Source organism: Microcoleus sp. B7-D4, from assembly GCF_036705125.1.
Taxonomy (GTDB): Bacteria; Cyanobacteriota; Cyanobacteriia; order Cyanobacteriales; family Microcoleaceae; genus Microcoleus.
The window spans coordinates 1-12,291 of record NZ_JAUBTT010000064.1 but is presented as its reverse complement, the minus strand read 5'-3'; the positions used below and the strand labels follow the sequence as shown (position 1 = coordinate 12,291).

The window sequence follows — 12,291 nt, the reverse complement described above, 5'->3', positions numbered from 1 at the left end:
GTTTGTAAAGAAAAGTAAATACTTTGCTAGGGCGATCGCTGGGGTTGCAAAATAAATAAACAGACATTATCCGTTAAATACAAGCTGTGCGATCGGATCTATAAAAAACTTTACAAATAGGAGAGCGGGCCGGAGCGCCTACATAGTGCATTAATAGGATTTAGGCAGAGCCGTGGCAATCCCCCAGCAGGCCGCGTTGCCCCAAGCGCTCTGGGAATTGCCACGGCTCTGCACGAGAAGGTTGCGTAAATCCTCATTCAGTCAAGTGATCCACCATCTAGTGTGTTAATGTTTGAATCCTGCATCTAATCATCTAGCGATTGATAGCACCAACTCGGACGGCGCAGGAGATTGAAGGTATCTAGGTATCGAACTCGATCGGGCGCTTCTACTGTAGCAATCGCTTCATGCAATAAGCCTTGAGGGTTATCTACGTCCCACAAAGGATGAACGATAATAACGCTTTTATCTCCCACTGCAAAACCCGGTAAAGCGCCGAACTGTTCCCCGGAACAACTAAACGAAGCACAAAATATATCGCGCAAAGCAGTTGCATTCAGCAGCCAATTTTCTAAGTCAGGAGTAGAAAAATCCCCATCGAGTCCGCATTGAAAATTGCTGCTAGCCAATGCCCTCAGCAAGGAAAGCCCCAAACGCCAATCCAGCAGACCGTGATAGTTCATATTGCGGTACTGCTGCAAGCAATCGTAACAAGAAGAGTCGCATTTTTGGCGGTGTTGTGGTGACATAATTGCCTCAGCAAAGCTATTTTGAGAATTCAGAATTTTGTCTGTAAGGATATCTTCCCAGTGATTAGCTAGCCAATAGGTGAAGCCAGAACCGTTAGCAAGGCGATCGCTAATTACAATTTCTCCTACTTTTTTATCCTCTAATTCAACCTGTCGCAAACCGCTGATGTCTAATTCTTCCGGATCGATGTCTAACTCCTGTGCCGCTACAGCACGAACCGTGAAAGCGGCTGAGTAGAAAGCAGCTTTGACAGCAGAACCGGGTGCAATAGGATCGAGGCACAATCCATCAGGTACAGTAACGGGCTTAATTCGCAGTACGCCAGTAGTTTTTGGGGCAATTATAGCGATCGCCTCTGACTCGCCCTGGGGTTTAAACCTCACCCCGTCAGGCTTATTCTGGAATCGCTCATCAATCCACTGATCGGGTAATAGTTTGTCACCGCGTCCAAATGTGGCAGTTCCTATTGCTCCCTTAAATAGCTGTCCTCTATTGTCATTGACGCGGAAAACGCGGCCGGACTTAGAGAAAGCTATCTGAGTATTCGTGTTATTTACTAAGTTAAAATCTTGAGGTTGGGCCTCGGCGACGCTGCCTGCACCTGTAATTAACGCATCGTATTCCTCTTTAGCGTCAGCTCCAGGATTGATGCTGGTACGGAAAGCTAAAGGGACAGCCCACTGAAAAACTCGAAATCCCTGTTCCTCAGTTGCCTCGCATTTCGGACAGATTGTATCTTCAAATATTGTATTAGAGGTTGCCGTATGTTGGCAGCGCTGACACCTCAACATCCATTTGCGATCGCTCAGAGGTTCGCCCGCAGGAACTAACCCGTGTTTACCGTCTGAAATTAACGGTGCTGTAAACCCGATCGCGGTATAAATTCGCTTGTCTTTAGTTTTTTCGGAACCTGGTGCAAATTCCGCGACTGCTAAATCTAAATCTCGATCGATAGTAGAAACTTTCTGTTTTCTAGACGGTTCGTGATGGTACAAATCGCGCACTCTTGAAGGCATCCCGTACATCGGCAAAATCCCGCCCTCAGCGAGGCGTTCTGCCAATCCATCACCAGTCAATTCTAAGTTATTGGCGCACTCATTAATTTTCTCAAACAACTGCTGACGTGCATAGTTTTCTAAGTTATCGCGATCGATACCTTCAACGCCGACTAGCAGAGAATTTATTACCTCAGTTACTTCACAAGAAGTTCCCAACCAGCGCCGAACTTGTTCGCGCCGTTCTGCCGTTTCCTTCCAATTTTGAACTGTGCCAAATTCACCGTGACTGTCCGGCTTTTTTTCCACATCCCAGCAGTTGACACCAGCAGCAATAAATGCTATTCTCAAACATTCTTTGGTGAGGAGGCGCTGGGCCATCTCAACCTGTGACATAGCAAGAAAAGGAACCGGCGGCGGATCGCCCGTAATTTTTTCAGGATGCCGGTAATAAAACTCATCGTGCGATCGACCCCGACAGAGAGTAAGTACAATAGCAAAAGCCTGACCCCGGCGCCCTCCGCGACCCGCACGCTGCTGGTAATTAAAGCGCATCGGCGGCATATTTGCCATCACAACAGCCATTAAACTGCCAATATCAATTCCCACTTCCATTGTGGTTGTGACGCTCAAGATATCGATGGTATCTACTACTGGGATAAAATCTCTGTCTTGTTCGCCAAAATTCACGATGATGTTGCGGAAATGCCGTTGCCTTTCGGCTTGATCGTCGGTTTGCCCGGTCAACTCTTCGCAGTGCAACCGCAACGGTTGACGCTTATTTACAGCTTGGGTGGCGAAATAATTGCGATCGTACAAATCCCCGCATTTTCTATTAGGTTTCGCTGGTAAATGTGCCAAACAATTAGTACAAACACCTCCGGCGCGGTGCAGGTGATGGCGCTGGCAAGACTCGCACTGCCACACGGGGTCATCGGACACAGCAACTCGTACAGATAAATGCCGGGGATTAAGTTTAAAGTGGTGGTGTTGACCGTATTCGCAAATAGCAGATTTCAATGCAGGCTTCAATTCCTGTTCTGAAATTCCGCAAGCTTTTGCACACTCTTTAATATAATTCCGCAAGTTGGAGCGCGCATCACCCCAGTCTTTCCAGTCATCCAGCGGATAATCTTGAGGTTTTCTTGGATATCTGTAAAATTCACCTAAAATTCGCAATACGCCATCGCAAATACTCTCAAATACTGAGCTTGAAACTCCGCATTGAATGGCTAGCTGTTCTAATTGATTTTGGAGTAAATTCAGGCGAATATAACCCAATCCAGATGCTTCAATCCCAAAGTATAGGCGACTGAAAAGAGTGTCACAAACCTCGGATTTAACTTTTTCTCGAAGTGTGCTGTCTCGCCTTGTTTCTGCTTCAGGAGGCAAGTCTAGTTTCCACCCGGCGGTTGCAAAGTCAAATATTTTTGTCCAATGATGGTACTTTCCATCATAGGAAAATTCTTGGTAAAGAACATCGTTACCTGCAGGGTTAACGCCTAAGTTTACTAATCGCTGGATCAGGAGTCCCGGATCTTGGGAATTCTCAATGCCTTCAAATAGTGCTCTGAGAGGAACTGTGCGGGTATTGCCTCTTTGCTGAATTTCGTTGAGTAGCTTCTGAGCATTATCTCGATCTTTCTGCAAAATTTTTACTGCTACAGGAGAAAGTTCTGGTTGCCAGGTCAAGTTAGCTGATTCAAGCTTTTCCTGTAACTCGCTGACAATATTGGGGTTGCGTTGAGCAAATAACTGGGCTTCAGGACGAGTAGGCTGACCATATTGTTGAATATCTTCTAATAAACGTAATTCGCCTACAGCCAACTGTCCGAGTTCATCAAAAAGTGCTTCTCGTACCAAGTCGTCGTAGTGCGATCGCTCAATGCCGTTGGATATTGAAGCGGCATCTTCGCGGCTGTCAGAAAACACAACTAATTTGCGGGATTCTGCATCTTCCGGTAACTGATAAAACAGTTCTTTGGAAAGTAATTGACTCACCTTAGAAAAACCTGTGCGGAACCAACGAACAGGCGATTTATTTTTTTTCTTAGGATGGCTGTAGTTAGCAGCACAGCAGGGACAAATGGAGGGTAATGCTCCAATAAATTCTTGCTTCTCTACAGAGAGCGATCGCAAGTGAAACAGATAGCCTTTCACCCACTGTTCGTCCGGGGAATCTGGATCTCCTAGAATAACACGACCGCTGCGGGTATCTAACGATGCTTTATCCCAGGAGGCTTTCTCGCCGCCTTCACCTTGTCTCGATGGCTGTTTCCAACCTTTGCAAACATCTTCATTAATATTTCTAAAAGGCCAAAACACGGCAAATTCAGAATACTTGCGGCGATCCAAAGCTATGGCTGTCTTGCGGTCGGGTATGCCTTCAATATCTGGTTCTGTCGGCAAAAGTTCCCATCCGTCTCCGTCATTATCCTGTCTTGTCAGCCTGTTTCCCCCAAGAAATACAGTTCTGCACTGTTCGCAATAAAGCAGTTCTAAAACTCGGTATTCGTCGTAAAGTATGGGAGGATTTTCGACAAATAGTTTGCCAACCAATCGATTTTTACTAATTTCATTTTCCTCGCACCCGTGATTCGGTTTAGTGCAAGCCCACAGCCCCTCAATATTCCTGAAAAACCAGTGCAGCCGGAAAGATGGCAAAGATTTTTTGTTCGATAAACCGCGAGTCGCTAGAAGTCCTGTTACTGCGAGTTCGAGGTTTTCATTGGGTAAGTCATTGCCGAAAATCTGTTTAGCAAAATTAGCGATCGCTACGGCGCGAATTTTGCCGTCAACTTTACAAGCATTGACCATTCTAGCACCAACTTGCGCGGTTTCAGATTCCACAATTTGACGGCAAGCACTGTATGCAGCCGTTGACTGCAACGTTTCTGCATTGTTGATTTCTGGTGCTGCTGCCAAAGCGATAAACGGTTCGCTCTCCAGAAACTCTTGACCTTCAATTGGTGGAATTTCTTCTAAATGACCCGGTATAATCTGTTGGGAATTCCATTGAGAACCAAAGAATTGATTCAGAAATTCTAAGCTTTTTGGATCGTCTGGTTCTAAAGATGCACTAGAAGCAAGAACCCGCAATTTTGGATGACCGGGATGCAGCCCCAAACGTTGCAGCAAAAGTCGCAGCAAATAAGCAACTTCTGTCCCAGAAGTACCGCGATATAAGTGCAATTCGTCAACAATTAAATGAAAAACGCTGCCATCTTTGTTTAACCATTCCTTTGTTTTCTCAAAAATATCTCGTTCGAGATCGCGCATCAGCATGATACTGAGCATAGAATAGTTGGTGATTAAGATATCTGGCGGGGCGTCTTTCATATCCCAGCGGCAGCGCATTTCTGCCCCATCTAAGCGCGGGAAAAAGAACCTCACATCTCGATCGCCAGTGCGATCGGCGTGTTCGCTAGCGCGCTCGGCTGATAACTGCATCTGCTGCATTGCTTCCAGAAGTTCTTCTATTTTTTTTCCATTAGGTTTACGATTTTCTTTGTATTCATGCCCCGGTACGGGAGTAACGCCGTTGTACCTGCCAAAATAGACTCGATTGCCTTTTCTATTATCTTGAAACCAATCTCGCGCTGCTTGAGAATCTAAAGCGCGGCGCAGCCTGGTAAGCTGGTCTTCAACTAAAGCATTCATGGGATATAAAATCAAGGCGCGAACTGCTGCATCCCGCTGTTCGTGACTTCTCTGAGGAACCCGATAAGATTTCTTAAAGCTGCGTTTTTTATTTACTAACGGATTGCATTGGTTCTGCCATTCTTCATTTTTCCACCAATCGTTAAGGTGTTCTGGTTCGGCTTTAGGCGGCTTCCAATTTCTTGATTCTTGCGCGAGGTAAGCAAACAAAGGTAACAGAAAAGATTCGGTTTTCCCCGAACCTGTACCGGCCGTTACTACAGCATTGTTGCCTGCTAATGCTTGCCGTAGCATTTCGATTTGGTGCTCGTAGAGTTCGTAATTGCCTACAAGTTCGCACTCGGCAAGTTGTTTAAAGTCTTGAAGGGCAGTTTCATCTAATCCCGGTACATTTGAAATATCTAAATCATTGATGGTTTTACCTGATTTTTGATAGCTTGGCATCGGTTCAATCCAGGGTTCTTGATGGAATGCACCGGGTTGGCGCAGCAGTCTTTCCCGTTCTCGTTCAATTTCGGGAAATTGAGTTCCGAAAGCGGTTTTTACATAAAGTAGAAAGTTGTCGCGAATTGTGTTAAATGCGTTAATTGGATTGTGCATAAGTTACCTCACTATGTTATATCTAAAGATTGCTGCAACAGTGTCTGCCCTAATTTAGCGGCGGTCATTTTTGCTATTTGAGGAGGAATAGCGGAGAATAAATTGAATCCCTGAATTTGCGGCAGAACACGCGGCATTTTTTCATATTTTGCTGCATAACCAGAACAAAGAGTTAAGGATCTTTCTAGAAGTCGTGGCAGCTTAACGCTGGCGGGTACTGCCATATGGAATGTGCGTTTGTCGTAGATAAGAACATTCCGCCGCAGTGCTTTTAGAATAGCGTACCTCCCCCAATCGAGGTCTATTTCCGCACACATTCCATCTTGCCACAGATAGTAAACTTTGGTGTTTCGGGATGGGTGAGTGTATTCACTAAGGCGAATGACGCCATCGGTTTGTTGTATGGATTGAAATTGTAAATAAATCGGGTCAAAGGTTTTGCTTTGCCAGTTTAGTTCTGGTTCTTTAGACCATTCGAGGGTAGCTAAGTAATCGTAAATACAGGCGGCAAAGTGCAGCAAAGACCAGGCTGAAGGCGTTTCGATAAAAGGTATTTTAAGCAAATTGCCGATCGCCCTCAATTCTCCTACATCCTCCGCTTGCACGGCGACTCGCTTCGGTATCAACCCTAATTCATTGGATTGTTCTGTGACTTCCAGGTTAATGTGATGTCCCACCGACTGACAAGCCTCTGATAATTGTGCGATCGTAGCAGGCGATCGTGCTCCTGCTAAAATTGCTTGAGGAAAGCCAGCACAAGGCAACCGCACCAATACAGGGGGAGCAGCATAAACCTTACTCTTGCTGCGATCGCCACTAAAATTAAAGTCACAGTGACCCAGGGAATTGAGGGCGCGAATTGTTTGAAGTCTTTTATTCTTAATTCCGGTATTTTCCTCCATCACACCCGTCTCAAGATTATACAAATAATCAAAGGTTTCCTTAAAGGATAGCCAAGCAACTTCCTTTTTTGCAGAAATAACGTAGAGCAGTTTTTCGCTAGTTTCAGACACGTTCTGCCTCCTTCTGAAACTGTTTCCACAATGGTTTCAAGTTGGATCGATCTGGCGGGGAAATTATCTTGCGATCGTGCCACAATATTTCTTTCCAAGCGCGCATCTTCTTGCGGTTTTTGCACTTTGACATCGACGGTTGTGACTCTGCCAAATTGGTGCCACAAAACATTGCTTGACCGCGATGGCGACCTTTGGAAATCGCCCAAACAGGCTCCCAATCTGTAGGTAGTGATTCCGCTGGGCAGATTGCTATTTGCCCTGGTTCTTTACCTACATAGAAAATCCGCTGCTTTCCTTGTATTGGTAAAAAAGTGTTGAAGTTAAAGTCTGGGAAATCAACGCCCCGTACCAATGCGCCAGCAACGCTTGCGCTCCCATTGTCCTCGGTCAGGAGATTCCCGAAGCGATCGAACTGTTGCGGGTTGCTTTGGGATGGCAAAGAATAGTTTTCTACCAATAACAGAGAACAGCGCCTGATAATATCATCTCCACTGCGTGCTTCAATTAGCAACTTTGTTTCTGCTGGAGTATCGGCTGGCAGTTCATAAATATCTGCTGCTTCCGTGGAATCTAATAGGCGATCGTTGCAATATACTTTTATTGATTCGCTGCCACCTTGCAGCACCAATTTTGGCGGTGCAAATTTAAAGAATTTATTACCTTTTTCCAGGCGGATTCCCCCAGCTAACTCTAGCCGTAAATTGGTCGGGAAAGCTAAGATTGGGTATTCTCGTTTAACAAGCTCGTCACTGTAAGCCCCCTTCGCTTTGAAGAAGTGCCACCCACTGGGCAAACCATTTATGATTTGCAAATTTTCAAAGTCTTGACAGCTAGAGTGTCCCCATCTTGTCAGCAATTCCAAACACTCTTGATGAGCTGCTAAATAAAATGGCTTTTGAATGGGCAACTGTCGCACTTCTACAAATCCGGGTAATGCCTGACTACCTCCATCAACGAATACTCGAATCCGCGATGCTGGCAGCCTAAAACACCATTTAGAGTCAGCCGAGCGCACTTGCAAACCTTTCAACCAATCAAATTCAGAGGCAACCAGCGGTTTTCCATCTGACTCAGATATCAGAGGTGAAGACCAACTCCCACTATCTTCGTAACAAGAAAAGGATTGAGAATTGTCTTCTAAAAATAACAGCAAACCATCTTCAGGAAATTCTTGTTTAGTATTGCAACGCAGGCTTAGGGTAGCGCGTTTGGCAGTTGAATCGTGCTTGCAGCACAATCTCAACAGTCCGTAAATCTGCGTTTTACCTGAGTCTTCAGCAGTTCCATCCCAATCGCGCAATTCATCAATAATCCATTCGAGCAATGCTTGGCGAAGTTCTTTGCTGTCGCTGGTTTCTTCTAATAAGTCTAGCGTCCGTTTTCGGAGTTGTTTGCACCCGTGTTTTGCTAACAAAAGTGCGATCGCTTCCTCAGCAGGATGTGAAGTAGAATCTAAGTCAGCAGCGGCAAAAATAGCCGGGAGTGCGCGCCGTTCTTCCTCAGTCAGAAGAGTTTGTGCAAGCGGCAGTCCAATGTGATTTCTCTTGCCAATGCTGGTGCTGTTGAAGATACCCAATTCGCCAGATTTATCTTGATTAGACCATTTTTCTAAATCTTCCCAGAGTTCAGACATCCGGTTAAATGAAGGATACTGCCCTGTGGTAGGTTCTTCGCCTAGTAATGTTCGCAAGCGCGGATAGTAAGAATGGGCGGCAAAAGTTCCTTCAATACCGGCTGCTAAGACAAAGAGCGCTAAATAAGCGATATAAGGCGGATAGTCTAATTGTCGCTGCTGCCAATTATCCCGGCTTTGTAAGGCTTTCACGCACAAACCCTGCCTTGTCACCCCAAAATGCCCCGTTTTGATAGCTGCAATAAAATCTGAGAAATCAACACCCCTTTCTTGACCAATATCCGTTATTAGTTTCTCTGTGACATACAGGTGAACGGTACTGCCCGCCATTTCCGGTTTAAAGAAATGAGATGCGATTGAATTATTCCAGGTTAAATAATCCATTCTTATGTTTTATATAATTTGACGGAAATTGGTAATTTTAAGTATTATAACTCTAGTTGCTAAGCAGGTGAGTATAGAGAAACTTAATTATGTCGAAATCGCCAGCCGATATCGATTATAATATTTGGCAAGGGCGTCCGTATAGCGAACAATAATAGGGTTTATATCCGTGAAGTTACTTAGTTAAATATGATGTCGTGCGAAAATTTAATAAATTAATGACAGATAAGATCGATCGACCATTAGCAACAGTAATACTCGCGATCAGTGCTGACGGTAAAATTGCCGATGCAGTGCGCTCGCCCGCGAGATTCGGTTCTGCCAACGACAAAGCCCACCTCGAACAGCAAGTAGCAGCAAGCGACGCGGTTTTGTTCGGCAACGGCACTTTACAGGCCTATGGGACGACGATGAGAGTGATTTCGCCGGAATTGCTCAAACAGAGGGAACTGCAAGGGAAGCCCCCACAACCGGTGCAAATTGTGTGTTCGCGATCGTCCCAATTTGACCCAAATTTGCGATTTTTCCAGCAACCTGTGCCTCGCTGGCTGCTGACGGGGCAAGACGGTAGGGAAACGCCATTGCCGTCTCCGTTCGATCGCACATCTGGCACCATTCTCAAGAACGGGCAAGATGCCCGTTCCACAAGAGATGAATTTTCTAGTGGAACAGGCATCTTGCCTGTTGATCAAAGGCTTATTGACAATGGTGCCATTCTCAAGAACGGGCAAGATGCCCGTTCCACAAGAGATGCCCGTTCCACAAGAGATGAACTTTCTTGTGGAACAGGCATCTTGCCTGTTCAGAAAAAGCTTATTGAGAATGGTGCAACATCTCTCAAGAACGGGCAAGATGCCCGTTCCACAAGAGATGCCCGTTCCACAAGAGATGAATTTTCTAGTGGAACAGGCATCTTGCCTGTTCAGAAAAGGCTTATTGAGAATGGTGCAACATCTCTCAAGAACGGGCAAGATGCCCGTTCCACAAGAGATGCCCGTTCCACAAGAGATGAATTTTCTAGTGGAACAGGCATCTTGCCTGTTCAGAAAAAGCTTATTGAGAATGGTGCAACATCTCAATTCGATCGAATTATCTATGCGAAAACCGCAGGTGGAGAGATTGATTGGATTGATGCGTTTCAACAGCTAGAAAGCTTCGGTATCAAACGCTTGGCGATTCTGGGCGGGGGAAAACTGGTAGCGTCTGTGCTGGCTGCAGGCTTGGTAGACGAACTTTGGCTGACGGTGTGCCCGTTAATTTTGGGTGGGGCGGATGCACCGACACCTGTGGAGGGAGAGGGTTTTTTGGCAGATTTAGCTCCGAAATTGGAGCTTTTGGCGGTTAAACAGGTGGGACAAGAGGTATTTTTGCATTATCGGGTCGATCGAACTAACTAAAGCTCAAACGTACTCCGAGACTAGGGTTTGACGATTAAGCCCTCCGATCCCCCCTAGCCAAGGGCGGGCACTCTTGGCACCGCCCCTACGAAGGGGGGAACCGGAAGCACTCAAAGTCCCCCTTCTTAAGGGGGATTTAGGGGGATCGGGTCTCGGACAAAAGCGAGATTTGTCAGGTTTCAACATTCAGTTGACACCAGTTGCCATTGAGCTTTCCCAGCGATCGAATAATTGTATTAACTTAAATGAAGTTCGATCGCTCTACGCTCAAATCTCCCTATGCTGAAACAGCCAAAACCTCAATATTCTGTAGCCTGGATTAGCAAAATAGGCGAAATCCCGCAAGCGTCGTGGGATGCCCTGGCGATGCCACTAAAAACTCCATTTCTGGAATGGGATTGGCTTAACAATCTCGAAGTCTCCGGCAGTGCAACAGGTAAAACCGGTTGGCTGCCGCATCACTTGACTGTGTGGCGAGACAAACAGTTGATTGCTTGCGCGCCACTTTATGTCAAAAGCCACAGCTACGGCGAATTTGTGTTCGACAATCAGTGGGCCGATTTAGCTCAACGTTTGGGCGTTAAATATTATCCGAAATTGATGGGAATGACGCCGTTTACTCCGGCTGAAGGCTATCGGTTTTTGATTGCCGAGGGGGAAGATGAAGACGAGTTAACCGGAGTAATGGTAAGCGCGATCGACCATTTTTGCGATCGCCACAATATCTCCGGCTGCAATTTCCTTTATGTCGATCCCGAATGGCGCGAAAGAATGGAACGCCACGGTTTCAGCAGTTGGCTGCACCACAGCTATATTTGGCAAAATCAAGGCTATCAAAATTTTGACAATTATTTAGGCGCATTTAATGCCAACCAGCGCCGCAATATCAAGCGCGAACGCAAAGCAGTTGACCAAGCTGGTTTGTTGGTAAAAACGCTGACGGGCGATGAAATTCCCCAAGCCATGTTTGGTCAAATGTATGCTTTTTATGAGAATACTTGCGACAAATTTGGTTGGTGGGGAAGCAAGTATCTGACTAAGCGATTTTTTGAACAGTTGCACCACAATTATCGCGATCGAGTTTTATTTGTAGCCGCCTACGACAAGGAAGATGACAGACAGCCGATGGGTATGTCTTTTTGTTTGTATAAGGGCGATCGACTGTACGGGCGTTATTGGGGCAGTTTGCAGGAAATAGACTGCTTGCACTTCGATGCTTGTTACTATACGCCGATCGAATGGGCGATCGATCGGGGCATTCAAAGCTTCGATCCCGGTGCCGGCGGGCGGCACAAAAAACGGCGCGGCTTTCCAGCTACGCCAAATTATAGTTTGCACCGATTTTATAACAACCGTCTTGCCCAAATTCTCAAGTCTTATATCGGTCAAATCAACGAAAGAGAACAGGAAGAAATTGATGCAATCAACGAGGATTTACCTTTTACTAAATTACCTCCGTTGTTACTCGGCGAGTGACGGTTGACTGGGAATTGGGAATTGTAAATTAGTAACAGCCCATCGGTGTCAACCTAATACTAAAACCCTGTGTCTATCTCGTTTGTATCGAAGTTTCGAGTCCCCTAAATCCCCCTTAAGAAGGGGAGTCGGGGTTGAATTTGAATGCTCTTTCCCCTTTATTAAGGGGAGTTAGAGGGGGCGTAACAATAGTCTTGTCACCCCTTATTAAGAGGGGTTAGGGGGACTCGAAACTCAACTATAAACGATATTTATTATGGATTTTAGTCTTAAGTTGACACGAATGGTAACAGTCAACAGTCAACAGTCAACAGTCAACAGTCAACAGTCAACAGTCAACAGTCAACAGTCAACAGTCAACAGTCAACAGTCAACAGTCA

The 12,291-nt window shown here is 45.8% G+C and carries 5 protein-coding genes and 1 pseudogene; 3 read left to right on the top strand and 3 right to left on the bottom strand.

Annotated features, from left to right (window positions below):
- Positions 1–305: 305 nt before the first annotated feature.
- The 3 genes from QUB12_RS23995 to QUB12_RS23985 are packed head-to-tail and all read right to left on the bottom strand — an operon-like array spanning position 306 to position 9,038.
- Positions 306–6,005 carry a DEAD/DEAH box helicase gene (locus QUB12_RS23995; RefSeq protein ID WP_333308652.1) on the bottom strand — a complete coding sequence of 1,900 codons (5,700 nt, stop codon included), beginning with the start codon at positions 6,003–6,005 and terminating at the stop codon, positions 306–308.
- Between the two features lie 11 nt (positions 6,006–6,016).
- Positions 6,017–7,018 carry a hypothetical protein gene (locus tag QUB12_RS23990; RefSeq protein ID WP_333308650.1) on the bottom strand — a complete coding sequence of 334 codons (1,002 nt, stop codon included), beginning with the start codon at positions 7,016–7,018 and terminating at the stop codon, positions 6,017–6,019.
- Positions 7,011–9,038, bottom strand: coding sequence for a hypothetical protein (locus QUB12_RS23985; protein WP_333308648.1), 2,028 nt, complete (start codon positions 9,036–9,038; stop codon positions 7,011–7,013). Before QUB12_RS23985 ends, QUB12_RS23990 begins: the two co-directional genes overlap by 8 nt.
- A gap of 218 nt (positions 9,039–9,256) precedes the next feature.
- Between QUB12_RS23985 and QUB12_RS23980 the strand changes: the two are divergent.
- The 3 genes and pseudogenes from QUB12_RS23980 to QUB12_RS23970 all read left to right on the top strand — a co-directional run.
- Positions 9,257–9,595: pseudogene (locus QUB12_RS23980) on the top strand (RibD family protein); the annotation flags it as partial.
- The gene (locus QUB12_RS23975) at positions 9,575–10,435 is read left to right on the top strand and encodes a dihydrofolate reductase family protein (protein WP_333308676.1); all 861 of its coding nucleotides are present in this window, start codon (positions 9,575–9,577) and stop codon (positions 10,433–10,435) included. The pseudogene QUB12_RS23980 and the gene QUB12_RS23975, both read left to right, overlap by 21 nt.
- Positions 10,436–10,714: 279 nt before the next feature.
- Positions 10,715–11,911 carry a GNAT family N-acetyltransferase gene (locus QUB12_RS23970; RefSeq protein ID WP_333308646.1) on the top strand — a complete coding sequence of 399 codons (1,197 nt, stop codon included), beginning with the start codon at positions 10,715–10,717 and terminating at the stop codon, positions 11,909–11,911.
- Positions 11,912–12,291 lie beyond the last annotated feature (380 nt).

Bases quoted from the DNA above. Each gene is read 5' to 3' on its own strand.
- QUB12_RS23995 (WP_333308652.1), bottom strand. From the start codon at position 6,005: ATGCACAATCCAATTAACGCATTTAACACAATTCGCGACAACTTTCTA.
- QUB12_RS23985 (WP_333308648.1), bottom strand. From the start codon at position 9,038: ATGGATTATTTAACCTGGAATAATTCAATCGCATCTCATTTCTTTAAA.
- QUB12_RS23970 (WP_333308646.1), top strand. From the start codon at position 10,715: ATGCTGAAACAGCCAAAACCTCAATATTCTGTAGCCTGGATTAGCAAA.